This window comes from Phyllobacterium calauticae (assembly GCF_019991125.1).
Taxonomy (GTDB): Bacteria; Pseudomonadota; Alphaproteobacteria; order Rhizobiales; family Rhizobiaceae; genus Phyllobacterium; species Phyllobacterium calauticae.
Genome location: NZ_JAGENB010000001.1, coordinates 136,958 through 153,777, shown reverse-complemented (window position 1 = coordinate 153,777; position 16,820 = coordinate 136,958). Strand labels below are relative to the sequence as shown.

Annotated in this window: 18 protein-coding genes; 13 read left to right on the top strand and 5 right to left on the bottom strand. The window is 59.4% G+C overall.

Annotation, left to right across the window (positions count from 1 at the left end; translation table 11 throughout):
• Window positions 1-45 precede the first annotated feature (45 nt).
• The gene (locus tag J1W56_RS00945) at window positions 46-375 is read right to left on the bottom strand and encodes a DMT family transporter (protein ID WP_223611314.1); all 330 of its coding nucleotides are present in this window, start codon (window positions 373-375) and stop codon (window positions 46-48) included.
• Between the two features lie 405 nt (window positions 376-780).
• Between J1W56_RS00945 and J1W56_RS00940 the strand changes: the two genes are divergently transcribed.
• The 3 genes from J1W56_RS00940 (at window position 781) to J1W56_RS00930 (ending at window position 3,583) form a co-directional block, all read left to right on the top strand.
• Window positions 781-1,899 (top strand): porin, encoded by a 1,119-nt coding sequence (locus J1W56_RS00940; RefSeq protein ID WP_223611313.1) that lies wholly within the window; start codon window positions 781-783, stop codon window positions 1,897-1,899.
• A 178-nt stretch (window positions 1,900-2,077) separates the two neighbouring features.
• Entirely contained in the window at window positions 2,078-2,743 is a 666-nt protein-coding gene (locus J1W56_RS00935) for a BON domain-containing protein (RefSeq protein ID WP_223611312.1), read from the top strand.
• A gap of 174 nt (window positions 2,744-2,917) precedes the next feature.
• The gene (locus J1W56_RS00930; protein WP_223611311.1) at window positions 2,918-3,583 is read left to right on the top strand and encodes a hypothetical protein; all 666 of its coding nucleotides are present in this window, start codon (window positions 2,918-2,920) and stop codon (window positions 3,581-3,583) included.
• On the opposite strand, the gene J1W56_RS00925 is transcribed toward J1W56_RS00930, so the two are convergent.
• Window positions 3,580-4,413, bottom strand: a complete 834-nt coding sequence (locus J1W56_RS00925) for an alpha/beta fold hydrolase (protein ID WP_404928002.1) — start codon at window positions 4,411-4,413, stop codon at window positions 3,580-3,582. The two genes, J1W56_RS00930 and J1W56_RS00925, sit on opposite strands and share 4 nt — an antisense overlap.
• Before the next feature lie 89 nt (window positions 4,414-4,502).
• Window positions 4,503-6,599, bottom strand: a complete 2,097-nt coding sequence (locus J1W56_RS00920; RefSeq protein ID WP_223611309.1) for a lytic transglycosylase domain-containing protein — start codon at window positions 6,597-6,599, stop codon at window positions 4,503-4,505.
• A gap of 265 nt (window positions 6,600-6,864) precedes the next feature.
• Here J1W56_RS00920 and dapA point away from each other — a divergent pair, with 265 nt between their 5' ends.
• Window positions 6,865-7,746 (top strand): 4-hydroxy-tetrahydrodipicolinate synthase, encoded by an 882-nt coding sequence (gene dapA / locus J1W56_RS00915; protein WP_223611308.1) that lies wholly within the window; start codon window positions 6,865-6,867, stop codon window positions 7,744-7,746.
• Between the two features lie 31 nt (window positions 7,747-7,777).
• Window positions 7,778-8,266, top strand: a complete 489-nt coding sequence (gene smpB, locus J1W56_RS00910; RefSeq protein ID WP_105735936.1) for an SsrA-binding protein SmpB — start codon at window positions 7,778-7,780, stop codon at window positions 8,264-8,266.
• A 22-nt stretch (window positions 8,267-8,288) separates the two neighbouring features.
• On the opposite strand, the gene J1W56_RS00905 is transcribed toward smpB, so the two are convergent.
• Both J1W56_RS00905 and J1W56_RS00900 read right to left on the bottom strand, forming a co-directional pair.
• The gene (locus J1W56_RS00905) at window positions 8,289-8,939 is read right to left on the bottom strand and encodes a uracil-DNA glycosylase (RefSeq protein WP_223611307.1); all 651 of its coding nucleotides are present in this window, start codon (window positions 8,937-8,939) and stop codon (window positions 8,289-8,291) included.
• Between the two features lie 63 nt (window positions 8,940-9,002).
• A complete protein-coding gene (locus J1W56_RS00900) occupies window positions 9,003-9,575 on the bottom strand; it encodes a LabA-like NYN domain-containing protein (RefSeq protein ID WP_223611306.1) in 573 nt (190 codons plus the stop codon).
• A gap of 297 nt (window positions 9,576-9,872) precedes the next feature.
• Here J1W56_RS00900 and rpoZ point away from each other — a divergent pair, with 297 nt between their 5' ends.
• From rpoZ to era, 8 genes are all read left to right on the top strand, one after another.
• Window positions 9,873-10,277, top strand: coding sequence for a DNA-directed RNA polymerase subunit omega (rpoZ, locus tag J1W56_RS00895; protein ID WP_223611305.1), 405 nt, complete (start codon window positions 9,873-9,875; stop codon window positions 10,275-10,277).
• Window positions 10,278-10,429: 152 nt separating this feature from the next.
• A complete protein-coding gene (locus tag J1W56_RS00890; RefSeq protein WP_223611304.1) occupies window positions 10,430-12,652 on the top strand; it encodes a RelA/SpoT family protein in 2,223 nt (740 codons plus the stop codon).
• 10 nt (window positions 12,653-12,662) lie between these two features.
• Window positions 12,663-13,241 carry an orotate phosphoribosyltransferase gene (gene pyrE, locus J1W56_RS00885; RefSeq protein ID WP_223611303.1) on the top strand — a complete coding sequence of 193 codons (579 nt, stop codon included), beginning with the start codon at window positions 12,663-12,665 and terminating at the stop codon, window positions 13,239-13,241.
• A gap of 72 nt (window positions 13,242-13,313) precedes the next feature.
• Complete coding sequence (locus tag J1W56_RS00880; RefSeq protein ID WP_223611302.1) at window positions 13,314-13,874, top strand: DUF2062 domain-containing protein; 561 nt, start codon at window positions 13,314-13,316, stop codon at window positions 13,872-13,874.
• On the top strand, window positions 13,871-14,275 hold the full coding sequence (gene acpS, locus J1W56_RS00875; protein ID WP_223611301.1) for a holo-ACP synthase: 405 nt from the start codon (window positions 13,871-13,873) through the stop codon (window positions 14,273-14,275). The genes J1W56_RS00880 and acpS overlap by 4 nt, the downstream gene beginning before the upstream one ends.
• Window positions 14,276-14,364: 89 nt before the next feature.
• Complete coding sequence (gene lepB / locus J1W56_RS00870; RefSeq protein ID WP_223611300.1) at window positions 14,365-15,147, top strand: signal peptidase I; 783 nt, start codon at window positions 14,365-14,367, stop codon at window positions 15,145-15,147.
• 7 nt (window positions 15,148-15,154) lie between these two features.
• Window positions 15,155-15,868, top strand: coding sequence for a ribonuclease III (gene rnc, locus J1W56_RS00865; protein ID WP_223611299.1), 714 nt, complete (start codon window positions 15,155-15,157; stop codon window positions 15,866-15,868).
• Window positions 15,865-16,803, top strand: a complete 939-nt coding sequence (gene era, locus J1W56_RS00860) for a GTPase Era (RefSeq protein WP_223611298.1) — start codon at window positions 15,865-15,867, stop codon at window positions 16,801-16,803. Before rnc ends, era begins: the two co-directional genes overlap by 4 nt.
• Window positions 16,804-16,820 lie beyond the last annotated feature (17 nt).

Below are 16,820 nucleotides of genomic sequence, written 5' to 3'. Positions count from 1 at the left end.
CGGAAGGCCAGGCGATTCAACGGATTTTTGCCGGCAGGAAAGGCTCTAGTGTCCCACGGTTCCCGAGAACAGGTTGACGATGAGAACACCGGCGATAATCAGCGAAAGGCCGATGATTGCCGGCATGTCGAGCGGCTGCTTGAACCAGAACCAGCCGATGGCCGCGATGAGCACGATCCCGGCGCCGGACCAGATGGCATAAACGATCCCGACGGGCATCGTCTTGACCAGTATGGACAGGAAATAGAAAGCCGCCGCATAACCGGCCAAACAGATCAGCGACGGCCAAAGCTTTGTAAAACCATCCGCTTGCTTGAGCGCCGACGTGGCCGCCACCTCGAAAATTATGGCTACAAAGAGATAGAAATAAGTCATGGCAAACCACCTGTCAGAATCAGTACGTGCCGCATTTGATTCGATGCATACACTGCAAATATGCCGGTGATGCATGCCCGATTTCGAGTCAAAACACCGTTCCGTTTCCGCCATCGATGCAGAGAAATTGATGAAAATCCGGTTACCTATATTAATGAGTGGTAAAGATTTCGCCGGGGTCGCGACGTTTTCGTGTCATTTGTGCAACAGGGATAAGGCATAGAGGGGCCGCGAGGTGTGGATGCCGACATTCATGGTTGAAACCCCCGAGAGGGCGAGTATGTTCGGTCGCAGAGGAACGGCGTTGATCGCATTTCTTCTAGGACTTAGGGGATGGGGACAAGGTTGTCCTTCAGCCAAATTGGAATGCCCAGACCCATTTTTAACTTTGACTGGAGGTCAGAAATGAACATCAAGAGCCTTCTACTCGGCTCCGCTGCAGCCCTCGTTGCAGTAACTGGCGCACGCGCTGCCGATGCAGTTGTCGTCGCTGAGCCAGAAGCTGTCGAATATGTTCGCGTTTGCGATGCATACGGCAAGGGCTTCTTCTACATTCCCGGAACCGAGACCTGCCTGAAGATCGGCGGCTATCTGCGTTACGACGCCAAGGGCGGCGACAACGTATACACCGGCGGCCACGTCAACCAGGGCAGCGATCCTAACGGCGACGGCACATACGACAAGCTGACACGTGCAACGATCCGCTTTGACGCCCGTTCGGAAACCGAACTCGGCACACTGCGTTCGTACATTGAAACACGTTTCAACTATAGGAACGGTTCCAACGCCAGCTCCATTCCTCAGGCATTCATCGAACTCGGTGGTTTCCGCGTTGGTGTTGCTGACGAACTGTTCGGTTCGTGGACCGGTTATGCCGGCGACGTCATCAACGACGACGTGATCAACTATCAGTCAGGCACGTCCAACCAGATCAGCTACACATTCACAGCTGGCAACGGTTTCTCGGCGATCATCGCTGCTGAACAGGGCGAATCCGAATCCGACAACGATGGCTTGTCGCACGACTACCGCATCAATGACTACATGCCACACGTAATTGGTGGTGTGAAGTATGAGCAGGGTTGGGGCGGCATCTCGGCTGTTGCTGGTTATGACTCGGTTATCGAAGAATGGGCCGGTAAGGTTCGTTTGGACGTCAAGATCACCGATGCTGTCAAGGCATTCGTCATGGGTGGCTATCAGTCCAACTTCGACGACAACTACACGACCGGTCACACACGCAGCCTGAACTGGTTCGGCCGCTGGGAAGGCGACTGGGCTGTTTGGGGTGGTCTGTCCGCCAAGGTTTCGGATAAGGCAACTGTCAATGCACAGGTTGCATACGAATCCGAAGGCACCGTTGCTGGTACTTTGAACGTTGCTTACGAGCTCGTTCCTGGCTTCACGATCACGCCAGAAATCAGCTACACCAAGTTCGATGGTCATCGTAAGGATGCATCGATTGCCAACGGCGGCAACGACGATGCATTCGGTGGCATGATCCGCTTCCAGCGCAACTTCTAATCCTTAACAGGATTGAGTTCATAAGACCCGGCAGCGCAAGCTGCCGGGTTTTTCTTTGTGGCGCGCGCGGCCAGTTTTCCGGCGTTCGCCGTTTGCCACGGGGCGCCGTGTTGATATTCCCACCGACATCGGGCAAGACAGCATTCTGTTCGATTGCCGTAAGGGGAAAATGCCATCCATGCACATTGTGAAAAGCTGGTTCTGGCCTGGTCTGATTACCGTTGCGTGTTTGACAACGCTTGCCGGCTGGTTCCTTGCCGAGCCGATGGACCGCCAACTGACGGAGACCGTCGCTGCCGCATTGGAAACGGATAACAGCTGGGCCAGCATCGAGGTGGACGGGCGCGATCTGACCCTCAAGGGGGTGGCGCCGTCGGCCGAAGCCCTCGCATCGGCGCTGAAAATCGCTGAAACCACCGATGGCATTCGCGTGGTCGAGAACGCAGCAACGCTTTTACCCCTGGTCGATCCCTTCAGTTTCGTGGTGACCAAGTCGGATCAGGGCATCCTCTTGTCGGGCAATGTCCCCTATGGCGATACGCGTGCCAAGCTTCTGGCTGCGGCTGAAAATGCCATGCCGGGCATTGAAATCCTGGATGAAATGGCCGTCGCGCGCGGCGCGCCGCAGGGATTTGTCGAGCTTGCCAATTTCGCGCTGAAACAGGCATCGCAGCTGATCAGCGGTGAGGTCCGGCTTGCCGGGGAGACCTACAGCATCACCGGAACAGCCGCGAATGCTGCGGATTATGAGTCCGTCACCAACGCATTGAAGACACAACTTCCGGGTAATGGTAGGGTGGGCGAGGTGAAGCTGGCGCCGCCGCCGGCCGGCAATAACGGGTGACTTCCCGGCGGGAATGCTGATCCAGTGCAATCAACGGGAGCGCGGACAATCATGTATCTCATCACGAAGCTATGGCTCTTTCTGTTGGTGGCCGCTCTTATCGGTTTCTATGTCGGCTGGTCGACCCAGGGCGGCAAGCGCAACTGATCTGTGTTGAAACTGGGGTAACGAGCTGTGGTCATTTTTCTTCTTCAGGCGCTTTTGCTCATTTCAGCCGCGTTCATTATCGGCGCCATTTTGGGTCATCTTTTCAAAAGGTTCTCTCCGAAAACCGATTCTGTTTCTCAGGAGTCGACGCGCGCCGCTGACGCCCGTCTCGCCGCCGCAACGCATGTGCCGGTCACGCCTGCCAATGACGATGTGAGCAAGCCGCTGTCCGGTCCGGCAATGGTGCCGCCGGCCGAGCCGGTTCCGGCGATGGCTTCCCCCGTGGGCCAGCGATCAAAGACGAAGGCTCCGGCCCAAAAGACCGTGGCAAAGACTGCAGGCAGCCGGGCGGTCAGGGTATCTCAAGACGACACGCACCGCCCCGCGCTGTTGAAAAACGCGCGGCGGGGCAAGCCGGACCGCCTGTCGGACATCGAGGGGATCGGCACTGTGATCCAGTCGGAGCTGCATACGCTCGGCGTGTTTCACTTTGACCAGATTGCGGGTTGGGATGTGGATCAGGCTGCGTGGGTGAGCCGTGCGATTGGCTTCCCCGGCCGTGCCCATCGTGAAAACTGGATGAAACAGGCTGCCGATATGATCAGGCAGGCAGGGGACGTCCCCGCCAAGGCAAAGACTGCGGCCAAGGCCAAGCCCAAGGCGGCACCCAAGAAGCCTGCAAAGAGCGGCTAGTCCGCGCGCAAATCAACGCCTGCGCAAAACGCGGCGATCAGCTCGGGCATGCGGCCTGTCTCCAGCAGCGGCGCATGGCCCTGACCCGCGACGTTGAACACCTGCAGCGCGCTATGCCGCCGCGCCATCTCGTCAACGGTTTCCTGCGCCAGCAAAGTGGTGTTTTCGCCCCGGATCAGCAGCAGCGGCAGGTCTTTCATCAGCTCGAACTGGCCCCACAGATCCGGCAGCTTTTGCGAATAGTCGATGTTCTCCATCGTCTTGCGGAGATTGGGGTCGTAATCCGGGCGGATCGCACCGTTGTCTTCGCGGTAGATCATCCGGGCAAAACGCTGCCAGTCGTCCTGGGTCAGGGCAGGGAAGGCTGCTCCATGCACTGACCGCTGCAACTCTGCCGCGTCATTCCAGTCGCCGGGCTGGCGCGCACCATTGAGATAGGCACTGATCTGCTGCAGGCCTTCGACCGTTATCTCCGGCCCGATATCATTGAGAATGACGCCGGCGAGAAGCTGTGGCGCGATGGCTGCCAGAATATGCGTGATCAGCCCGCCGCGGGATGTGCCGAGGAAAATCGCCCGGTCGATCTGCAGATGGGCAAGGCCGGCGATGACATCGCCCGCTTCCATCCCGATATTGTAGTGCGACCAGTCTGGATCATAGGCCGACAATCCGCGTCCGCGGTAATCGACGCTGACCACCGGGCGCGGCGTCTGCGGGTGCTGCGACAATGACAATGCGAGATCGTGAAAGTCGCGGCTGTTGCGGGTCAGCCCGGGCAGGCAGACGACCGGCAGGTTGTCGCTTTTGTGCTCGGGCTGGTAAAGCCTCATATGGAGATGCAGGCCATCGGGGGCGTCGAAATGAATGTCGCGAAATAAATCGGCCAATCCGCAATCCTGTTGTTGAGTGTAGAGCCCGGCTAACGCTGCAGCCGTCCGGCGGTCAGATCGCTCTCGATCTGGGCCTTGCCATAGAGCCGCGATTTGTAGACCTCGTAGTTCTCCATGACGCGCTGTACGTAATTGCGGGTTTCCGTGTAGGGAATGCGCTCGATCCAGTCGACGACCTCGTCGACCGATTTGCCGCGCGGATCACCGTAGCGCGAAACCCACTCATTGGCACGGTTGGGCCCGGCATTGTATCCGGCAAAGGTCAGGACGTAGGAACCGTCGAATTTGGCGATCTGTTCGCCGAGGAAGCGTGCGCCCAGGGTGGCGTTATAGGCGGCATCGCCGGTAAGCCGGTCCTTGGAATAGGAAATTCCGGCGCGCTTGGCGACGTCCTTGGCTGTGCCGGGCAGCAACTGCAGCAGGCCGCGCGCGCCGGCGCTCGAAACGGCGCTGGCGTTGAACTCGCTCTCCTGCCGGGCGATGGCATAGGCAAGGGCAGCCCCGGAACCGGAAATATTGGCATTGCCGGGGATGGCGCCGATGGGATGTGACAGGGCGCCGACATCGATGCCGCGCTGCGCCGCAATCTTGCCGACACGCAAGGCGACGAAGTGATTGCTCGTGCGTTCCGCCATGACCGCCAGCAATGCCAGTTCGCCGGGACTGTCGAGTTCCTGGCTCAGGCTGGCGTACAGAATGGCGGCGCGCTGCGCATAGCCGGTGTCTTCCAGGCGCTGGATGGCGCGCACGGCTTCGCGCTGGGCAAAACGGGCGCGATCCGCATCGCTCGGGCGCGGATAGGGCAGTTGCAGGCTCGCCTGTCCGAGCTTGGCGGCGGCCAACTGGCCGTAGAATGTCGTGCCAAACCGCGCCGCACGGCTGTAATAGTCACGCGCATTGCCGCCCGCGCCCGCTTCGGCGGAACGGCCCAGCCAGTAGTAGGCGCGCGAGGCGGACATGGGCCGCGACGAAATCTCGGCGATACGGGCGAAATGGCGCTGCGCCGTCTGCGGGTCCTTGAGCGCCCGCAGGGCATACCAGCCCGCATGGAATTCCGCCTCGGCGGCGACGGACGGGGTTTCGGCGCTGTGCATGGCCGCGATCTTGTAGGCGCGCGTGGCATCGCCGATATCCAGCAGCTCACGTGACAGCACGCGCCGTTCCACCCACCAGGCGTCCGGGTCGATCAGCGATGCCGCATCGCGCGGCGCGGTGGCCAGCACATCGGCCGCTTCCTTGAAGCGTTCCTGGCGGCGCAGATACTGCGCCTTGGCAAAGATGTAGGCCGGGTTCGATTGCCAGGAGCCGGTGACGGCCGCCAGTTTCTGCGCCGCATCCGGCGATTTCTGCAGAACCGCGGCAAAGGCCTGATAGAGCACGTCGGCATTGGCAAGCTTGGCGACGCGGCCGGCGGATTTCGCCTTGCCTTCGTAAAGCATGGTCAGCATGCGCACCAGATGGTCTTCGCGCGGAATGACCTGCGCAAATTCCTTCAGGATCGCCGTTTCCTGCGCATCGTCCAGCTTCTTGGTGCGCCAGAAGGGGCCGAGAACCTGACGGGCACGGGCGGTGTTGCCGGTGGCCACAAACGCGCGGGCCAGGATGATGGTGCCTTCGGCCGTCTGTGGCGGGGTGCCGCCAAAGGCATTGATCACCGTTGCCGCCGGCGGGTTCTCCTTGAACAGCGCCCGTTCCGAATTGTTGCGGAAGGTCGCCATGCCAGGCCAGCCCGGCAGTTCCGCTGCCGCATGGGCGATTTCCGAGCTGGGAACACCCGGCGCATTCGACAGGCCGATGGCCCAGGTCAGGATATGACGGTCCAGCGCGTCGGCCGGCAGTCCGTTGCGGATGCCGAGAGCCTGCTGCACGTCGCCGCCCGACAGGGCATCGAGGCCGCTTTTGAGGCTGCCTGCAATGGCCGACGGTTTCGACGGCTGGGCGATTCCCGCCGTGGTCACCGGATCGGGCTTGGCCATGATCTGTGCGGCGGGGCTGATCCGTGTCTGGGTGGGGGCAAACGGTTTGAGAGTTGGAATGGGCGGCGTTGAATTTTGCGCAAACGAAGCCGTCGTCACCAGCAGCGATGACGCGAGAAGAACATGACGCAAAACAGAAGTTCTCAGCATTCAGGCAACCAATTTAATCGAAAGGATCACGCGCAGCCCCGGATCCAGAACTGTTGGATCAGATAATAGTGGCGGACGTGTGAAGGCAATCTTAACGAAAGGTTAGCATGGTCCGTTGGTTCTACGCAAAACATCAATTGTATTGCTGTTTTTCATCAAGGAAATCATCTTGCCCGGCGAAGGTTGCACGACTATGGTGCGCCACCTCCTGGTTGGCGCCATGCTGGCCCGGCCTTGATCTAACGTTGTTTTCTTGGAGTTCACCATGCTGAAAGGCTCAATCACCGCTCTCGTCACGCCATTCGACCAAAACGGGTCGTTTGACGAGAAAGCCTTTCGCGCATTCCTGGCTTGGCAGCTCGCCGAGGGCACCAATGGTTTCGTGCCTGTCGGCACGACGGGCGAATCGCCGACGCTGTCCCATGCCGAGCACAAGCGCGTGGTCGAAGTCTGCATTGAGGAAGCCAAGGGCAAGGTGCCGGTGATTGCCGGTGCGGGCTCCAACAACACACGCGAAGCCATCGAGCTGGCGCAGCATGCCGAAAAGGCCGGGGCGGACGCGATTCTCGTCGTCACGCCCTATTACAACAAGCCGAACCAGCGCGGCCTCTATGCCCATTACAAGGCCGTGGCCGAATCCGTCTCGCTGCCGATCATCATCTACAACATTCCCGGCCGGTCGATCATCGACATGACCCCGGAGACGATGGGTCAGCTGGCGCATGACTTCAAGAACATTGCCGGCGTGAAGGATGCGACAGGCAAGATCGAGCGCGTTTCGGAACAGCGCATCACCTGCGGTCTGGATTTCATCCAGCTGTCCGGCGAGGACGCGACGGCGCTCGGCTTCAACGCCCATGGCGGTGTCGGCTGCATCTCCGTCACCTCGAATGTCGCGCCGCGCCTGTGTGCCGAATTCCAGGCTGCGACCCTGCGGGGCGACTTCACAGCGGCGCTCGCCATTCAGGACCGCCTGATGCCGCTGCACAAGGCGCTGTTTATCGAACCAAACCCGACGGGCCCGAAATATGCCCTGGCCAAGCTCGGCAAGATGAACAATTCGGTGCGTTCCCCGCTCGTCCCGATTGAAGCGGCTACCGCCGAACGTATCGATCAGGCGATGAAACATGCGGGTTTGATCAACTGACAATTCAGTTGCAAAGCATTATATAGGCCTCATGAACAAGCCCAAAGCTGCCAAAAAACCCATTACGGTTCGCAAGGTCATTGCCGAGAACCGCAGAGCGCGTTTCAATTTCGAGATTCTCGACACGATGGAGGCTGGCATTGTGTTGCAGGGCACGGAAGTCAAATCCCTGCGCAACAACCAGTCCAACATTGCCGAAAGTTATGCGAGCCTCGAGAACGGTGAGTTCTGGCTGATCAATTCCTATATTCCGGAATATCTGCAGGCCAACCGCTTCAACCACGCGCCGCGCCGCCACCGCAAGCTGCTGGTCAGCAAGCGTGAAATGGCACGGCTGGCACAATCGGTGGACCGCGAAGGCATGACCGTCGTGCCGCTGAAACTTTATTTCAACGATCAGGGCAGGGCGAAGCTCGAACTTGCCGTTGCCCGCGGCAAGAAACTGCACGACAAGCGCGAGACGGAAAAGCAGCGCGACTGGAACCGTGAGAAGTCACGGCTGCTGCGCGACCGCGGCTGATTGCTTTGGGTACTTTGTACCCTTAAACCGAAGCATCCAGATGGCCGCGCACGGCGGCGAAGACGCTCTTGAACATGGGTTCGGTCAGGCGTCCGGTGTTCGTGTTGTAGCGCGAACAATGATAGCTGGAAAAAATGCGGATATCGCCGATATCGGACTGTCCGCCATGGCTGAACGGAAATTTCGCCACCGGCTGCTTCAGCGACCGTATCGTCGACTGGTGCGCGATGGTGCCAAGGGTCACGATGGCGCGCAGGTTGCGGAACTGCTGGATGGTCGGCGTCAGAAACCGCCGGCAATTGTTGATCTCGCCGCCGACAGGTTTGTTTTCCGGCGGAACACAGCGAACGGCGTTGACGATCGCCGCATCGAGCAGTTCCAGGCCGTCATCAGGCCGGGCGGCGAATGTGCCGCGGGAAAAGCCGAATTCTGCCAGCGTGCCGTAAAGCAAATCCCCCGCATAGTCGCCGGTGAACGGGCGGCCCGTCCTGTTGGCGCCGCGCAGGCCGGGTGCCAGCCCGATAATGAGCAGCTGAACCGACTCAATCCCACCCGCAGGCAGGAAGGCGGGCACCGGCGCGTTGTGCCACGCCGGTTCTTTCACGCGCCATCCGGCGATGAAGTCATGCAGTCGCGGGCAGATCGGGCAATCGGGGGAAGGTTCGACACTCATAGGGCGCTAAAAAGCACAATGCCGCATGGTTTTCCATGCGGCATTTCCGAATTTGTCGGCAAATCAGTAGTCGACCTGTTCTTCTTCGACACGGCGCGGTGCGCGTTCGGATGCCTCGCGGCCGATTTCGGTGCGCAGCGATGTCAGGTCGATGAAATGATCCGCCTGACGGCGCAGTTCGTCCGATATCATTGGCGGCTGGGTCGAAAGTGTCGAGACGACGCTGACCTTGCGGCCCTTGCGCTGCAAGGCTTCCACCAGGGAGCGGAAATCGCCATCGCCGGAGAAGATAACAAAATGGTCCACCGTGTCCGTCAACTGCATGGCGTCGACAGCAAGTTCAATGTCCATATTGCCCTTGATCTTACGGCGGCCGGCAGAATCGGTAAATTCTTTTGCAGGTTTCGTAACAACCTTATATCCGTTGTAGTCCAGCCAATCGATCAGTGGGCGTATCGATGAGTATTCCTGATCTTCTACAAGCGCTGTATAGTAATACGCGCGAAGCAAATAGCCTCTTTTCTGGAAAGCTGTAAGAAGTTTGCGATAGTCAATATCAAATCCCAGTACCTTTGAGGCTGCGTAGAGATTTGCACCATCGATAAACAAAACGATCTTTTCACGTGGATCAAACATAATAAGGTTCCATTTCAAAAAGGTGAGCTTCAATTTCAAATCAGCTAGAAGGTAATAAAGCTCGATCTGATCTTATACGAAAGTAGCATATTTACTACGTCGGGTTCGGTGAAAAGCCAATAGCTGGGCGGAAAATTTGTCCGAATTTTGGATGGAGCCGCTCAATCTATGGTGATTGTTTTTTACTGTTAAACAGCCCGCGTCGAACCTGTTGACGGCTTTTGCTTGTTTTTTCCGTGTAACCGCGTTATGTCCCGCTTAATCCGCTAATTCAGTTAAAAATGAAAGGGGCAGTTCATGGCCCGCGTCACTGTTGAAGATTGCGTTGACAAGGTCGAAAACCGGTTTGAACTGGTTTTGCTCGCCAGTCACCGCGCGCGCCTGATTTCACAGGGTGCAGCGATCACCATCGATCGCGACAATGATAAGAATCCGGTTGTTGCCCTGCGCGAAATCGCAGAGGAAACGCTTTCGCCGGGCGACCTCAAGGAAGATCTGATCCATTCGCTGCAGAAGCATGTGGAAGTCGATGAGCCGGAAGCCGTTGCTGTGGTACCGCAGGTCACCTCCGGCGACAGCGAAGGCAACGAGATTGCCGAGATCGAGGCAGACGACAATGTTTCCTTCGATAGCATGTCGGAAGAGGAATTGCTGGCCGGTATCGAAGGTCTGGTAGCTCCGGAAAAAAGCGACGACTATTAATCAAATGTCGCGCTTTCAGCGCGACTGATTGCCGGTTCAGGCTATCGTGATGCGTCGCAGTCTTTCTGCGGCGCATTATTTTTGCGTCTTGGTAACGCAATTACCATATATCGCTCGATAATTTAGAGTTTTGGGTTTGGAGGCTTCCGTCCATGATGCGTCAGTATGAGCTTGTCGAGCGTGTTCAGCGTTACAAGCCTGACGTCAATGAGGCGCTTCTCAACAAAGCCTATGTCTATGCCATGCAGAAGCATGGTCACCAGAAACGTGCATCGGGCGATCCGTATTTTTCCCATCCGCTCGAAGTGGCCGCGATCCTCACCGACATGCATCTGGACGAGGCGACGATCGCCATTGCCCTGCTGCATGACACCATCGAGGATACCTCGGCGACCCGGCAGGAAATCGACACGCTGTTCGGGCCCGACATCGGCAAGCTTGTCGAGGGCCTGACCAAGCTGAAGAAGCTGGACCTCGTCTCGAAAAAGGCCGTGCAGGCGGAAAACCTGCGCAAGCTGCTTCTCGCCATTTCCGACGATGTGCGGGTGCTGCTGGTCAAGCTCGCCGACCGCCTGCACAATATGCGCACGCTGCATCACGTGCCGCCGGACAAGCGTTTGCGCATTTCCGAGGAAACCATGGATATCTATGCGCCGCTCGCCGGGCGCATGGGCATGCAGGATATGCGCGAGGAACTGGAAGGGCTGGCCTTCCGCTACATCAATCCCGAAGCTTTCAATGCCGTGACCAACCGGCTCGCCGAGCTGATGGAAAAGAACCGCAGCACGCTGACGCAGATCGAAACCGATCTTTCCAGCCTGTTCGAAAAGCGCGGCATCAAGGCCAGTGTCAAAAGCCGGCAGAAGAAGGCCTGGTCGGTGTTCCGCAAGATGGAAAGCAAGGGGCTCTCCTTCGAACAGCTCTCCGATATCTTCGGCTTCCGCGTCGTCGTCGATACCGTCGCCGATTGCTACAACGCGCTTGGCATCATCCATACCACGTGGTCGATGGTGCCAGGCCGCTTCAAGGATTATATCTCGACCCCCAAGCAGAACGACTACCGGTCGATCCACACCACCATCGTCGGTCCGTCGCGCCAGCGTGTCGAACTGCAGATCCGCACCCGCGAAATGAACGACATTGCCGAATACGGCGTGGCCGCCCACTCGATCTACAAGGATCGCGGCAGCGCGCAGAACCCGCATGTCATTTCGACGGAAACCAACGCCTATGCCTGGTTGCGCCAGACCATCGAAGCCCTGGCGGAAGGCGACAATCCGGAAGAGTTTCTCGAACACACCAAGCTGGAGCTGTTTCAGGACCAGGTTTTCTGCTTCACACCGAAGGGCCGGCTCATCGCCCTGCCGCGCGGGGCAACGCCGATCGATTTCGCGTATGCGGTGCACACCAATATCGGCGACAGCTGCGTCGGCGCCAAGGTCAATGGCCGCATCATGCCGCTGATGACCGAATTGCATAATGGCGATGAGGTCGAGATTATCCGCTCCAAGGCGCAGACACCGCCGGCCGCCTGGGAATCGGTGGTCGTCACCGGCAAGGCGCGCGCTGCCATCCGCCGTGCCACGCGCATTGCGGTGCGCAAGCAGTATTCCGGCCTCGGCACGCAGATTCTCGAGCGGGCTTTCGAGCGGGCCGGGAAAGTCTATTCGCGCGATGAACTGAAGAAGGGCCTGCCGCGCCTGGCGCGCAAGGAGATCGACGATGTTCTGGCCGCCGTCGGGCGGGGTGAATTGCCGTCCTCCGATGTCATGAAGGCAGTCTATCCGGAATATCAGGACTCCAAGCCCAAGCCGACGCAGAGCGAACGCGAGGAAGGCTGGGTCAATTTCCGCAACACGTCGGGCATGATCTTCAAGATGCCGGAAGGCAGCGACGGCGCGACGGGATGGGAGCCGGGCGGCCCGCATGCCCTGCCGATCCGCGGGGCAAGCCCCGACATGCCCGTACACTTCTCGCCGGAGGGCGCGGTGCCGGGCGACCGCATCGTCGGCATTCTCCAGCCCGGTTCGGGCATGACCATCTACCCGATCCAGTCATCGGCGCTGATGGCCTATGACGATCAGCCGGAGCGCTGGATCGACGTGCGCTGGGATATCGACGAAAGCAGGCGCGACCGGTTCCCGGCCCGCATCAACATTTCGGCGATCAATGCGCCGGGTTCCCTGGCGGAGATCGCCCAGATCATTGCGGCCAACGAAACCAATATTCACAATCTCTCCATGGTCCGCACGGCGCCTGACTTTACGCAGATGATCGTCGACCTGGAGGTCTGGGATCTGAAACATCTCAACCGGATCCTGTCGAAACTCAAGGAAAGCAAGTGCGTCAGCGACGCACAGCGCGTGAACGGATAGAGGGGCACACATGAATACGGATGAAGTTCTGCAGGTATTTCGCGAAGCAGGGGCAGTCCTCGAAGGGCATTTTATCCTGACATCGGGCTTGCGCAGCCCGACATTCCTGCAAAAGGCCCGCGTGTTCATGCACGCCGACAAGACCGAGCGCGTATGCCGTGCGCTGGCCGACAAGATCAGGAATGCCGGTCTTGGCCCGATCGACTACGTGGTCGGACCGGCCATCGGCGGCATCATCCCGGCCTATGAAACATCGCGCCATCTCGGCGTCCCGGCCATCTGGGTCGAACGCGAGAACGGTGTGTTCCGCCTGCGCCGTTTTGAAATTGCCAAGGGTGCGCGCGTCGTCATCGTCGAAGATATCGTGTCGACGGGCTTGTCGATCCGCGAGACGGTCACCACCTTGCAGGAACTGGGCGCCGAGGTTCTGGCCGCTGCCTGCATTATCGATCGCTCCGCCGGCAAGACAGATGTCGGCGTGCCGCTGATTGCGCTGGCGGAATATGAGGTCCCGGCCTATCCTGCGGACCAATTACCGCCTGAGCTTGCCGCAATTCCGCCCGTTAAGCCTGGTAGTCGTAATATTTGATTAACCAAAAGACGTGAGCGCTTGAGCCAGTTGCGCACTCGCTGGCTCCGGCGTCGAGGGACTTGAATACCAATGCTCTTCAAACGGCGTATCAAACCGGGCTTCCGTGAACGGATGCGTACTGCACTGTGGCCGCGCCGCTCGGTCGGTCGGTCGCTGCGCTATTTCGGCAAGCGTGTTCTGCGGCTGCGGGCGACCCCGCACGCCATTGCGGCAGGGCTTGCCGCCGGCATTTTTTCCTCGTTCATTCCCATTCTCGGCGTGCACATCGCCGTGGCGCTGGCGATTGCCTGGATCATCGGCGGCAACATCGCCGCCGCCATCCTTGGCACGACGCTCGGCAATCCGCTGTTCCTGCCGTTTATCTGGGGCGCGACGCTGGAGGCCGGACGGTTCATCCTGAGCGGCGGTCCCAGCGACGAGCCTTTCCCGCACCACCTCGGCCATATGCTGCGGCATCTGGATTTCGCCGAATTGTGGGGCCCGATCGTCAAGCCGATGCTGATCGGTGCGATCCCCCTCGGTTTCATCGCCGCCCTTGTGGTCTATTTCCCGACCCGCTGGATCGTTGCCAGCTTCCAGCACCGCCGCAAGGCCGGTTATGCGCTGGAAAAGGTGGCCGAACCCACATGATCATCGGGATCGGCAGTGACCTGATTGATATAAGACGGATTGAAAAGACATTGGAGCGGCATGGCCAGCGCTTCATCGATCGCGTCTACACGCCGGTCGAGCAGGCCCGCTCCGAACGGCGCAAGCTGCGCGCCGCCTCCTATGCCAAGCGTTTTGCGGCCAAGGAGGCCTGCGCCAAGGCGCTCGGGACGGGGTTGTCCGAGGGTGTTTTCTGGCGCGACATGGGGGTGATCAACCTTCCGAGCGGCGCGCCGACGATGCGGCTGACCAATGGTGCCGCCCGTCGGCTTGAGGCGATTCTGCCCGCCGGACATACCGCACACATCCACGTGACGATCACCGACGATTTTCCGCTTGCGCAAGCATTCGTGATTATCGAAGCGCTGAAAATCGTGGAATAGCCGCAATCAAACGCCATTGAGCAGAGCTATGTAGCATTGCTCCCTGCAGATTCAGCGGTTAAGAGGGTGCAGCTTAGAAATTTGGAGATATGACGAGCGTGAGCGACAAATCTGTTGTGAAAAAATCTGGCGGTCTTGGCGAGACGATCAGCGTTGTCGTGCAGGCCCTGCTGCTCGCTCTGGTGATCCGGACCGTGCTGTTCCAGCCGTTCAACATTCCGTCCGGTTCGATGCGTCCGACCCTGCTCGAGGGTGATTATCTCTTCGTTTCGAAATTCTCCTACGGCTTCTCGAAATTCTCCATTCCCTTTGCGCCGAACCTGTTTTCCGGGCGCATCTGGGCCAGCGAGCCGCAGCGCGGCGACATTGCCGTGTTCCGCAAGCCCAACGATACATCGCTGGATTTCATCAAGCGCGTGGTCGGCCTTCCCGGTGACCGCGTGCAGATGCGTGGCGGCGTGCTTTACCTCAACGACGTGGCCGTGCCGCGCGTCAAGGTTGGCCAGATCAACAATCCCGATGTCACCGAAGTCAACCGCCCCGTGGATGTCTACCGCGAAACGCTGCCGAACGGCGTGACCTACGACACGCTTGATTTGACCCCCAACGGTCTCGGCGACGACACGCGCGAATTCGTTGTGCCAGCCGGCCACTATTTCATGATGGGTGACAATCGCGACAATTCCGCCGACAGCCGCTTTGACGTCGGCTACGTGCCCTTCGAAAACTTCATCGGCCGTGCCAACATCATCTTCTTCTCCATTGCCGGCAAGGCAAGCCCGCTGGAACTGTGGCGCTGGCCGTCGGAGCTGCGCTTTGACCGTCTGCTTCACAGCGTGAACGGAACCTCTTTCACCCCGAAGAGCCAATGAGCCGCCTATGACCCTGTCCGCTGACGCCGTTCGCAGACTGGAGGAGCAGACGAGCCATACATTTCGCGATCTCGCCCGCCTGGAGCGCGCGCTGACCCATGCCAGTGCCCGCCAGTCGGTCGGATCGGATTACGAACGGCTCGAATTCCTCGGCGATCGCGTTCTCGGGCTGGTCATTGCCGAAATGCTCTTCCGCGCCTATCCGACTGCGAGCGAAGGGGAATTGTCGCTGCGCCTGAACTCGCTGGTCAATGCCGATACCTGCGCTGCGGTGGCCGATGAAATCGGCCTGCATGAATTCATCCGCACCGGTTCCGATGTGAAGGGATTGGCGGACAAGCGGCTGAAAAGCCTGCGTGCCGACGTGGTGGAATCGCTGATCGCAACGATTTATCTGGACGGCGGGCTGGAAGCGGCGCAACCTTTCATCCAGCGGTATTGGGATGCCCGCTCGCGCGAGATCAACTCGGCGCAGCGCGATCCCAAGACGGAATTGCAGGAATGGGCACACCAGCAGGATGGTGCCCAGCCCATATACAGCGTGGTCGAGCGCACCGGCCCGGACCACGATCCACAGTTTACGGTGAAGGTAGAGGTGAAGGGCTTTGCGCCAGCCACCGGCATGGGGCGCTCCAAGCGCATTGCCGAGCAGGAAGCGGCCGTTGCCCTGCTTTACCGGGAAGGCGTCCGTCAGAAGACGCAGGAAGAAGGACAGACATGACCGAACAGGATGCAACGCCGGAAACGGCCCAGCCCGAAGGCCCGACGCGTTCGGGCTTCATCGCCTTGATCGGCGCGCCGAATGCCGGCAAGTCGACGCTGGTCAACCAGCTGGTCGGCAGCAAGGTTTCGATCGTCACCCACAAGGTCCAGACCACGCGCGCGCTGGTGCGCGGCATCGTCATTCACGACCGCACGCAGATGGTGTTGGTCGATACGCCCGGTATTTTCAAGCCCAAGCGCCGGCTCGACCGCGCCATGGTGACGACAGCCTGGGGCGGCGCCAAGGATGCCGACCTCATTCTGGTGCTGATCGACGTGGAAGAGGGCATCAACGAAGAGGCGGAAGCCATTCTGAGCAGCCTGCACGAGAAGAAGCGCAAGGTCATTCTCGTCCTCAACAAGGTCGACCGCATCGAAGCGCCGAAACTCCTGGAACTGGCGCAGCGCGCCAACGAGAAGGTGAATTTCGACAAGACGTTCATGATATCGGCCCTGAAGGGCTATGGCTGCAAGGATCTGTTGAAGTACCTCGCGGACAACCTGCCGGAAGGTCCGTGGTATTACCCGGAAGACCAGATTTCCGACATGCCGATGCGCATGCTGGCGGCGGAAATCACCCGGGAAAAGCTTTACCTGCGCCTGCACAACGAATTGCCATACTCGTCGACCATCGAGACCGAAAGCTGGGAGGAGAAGCCGGATGGTTCCGTCCGCATCCAGCAGGTGATCTATGTCGAGCGCGACAGCCAGAAGAAGATCGTGCTCGGCCACGAGGGGCAGGCGATCAAGGCCATCGGCCAGTCCGCCCGCAAGGAACTGATGGAAATCCTCGAACAGAAGGTCCATCTGTTCCTGTTCGTCAAGGTGCGTGACAATTGGGGCAATGATCCCGAGCGCTACCGCGAAATGGGCCTTGAATTCCCGCACAGTTAGCGCGAGTCTCGCCGTCC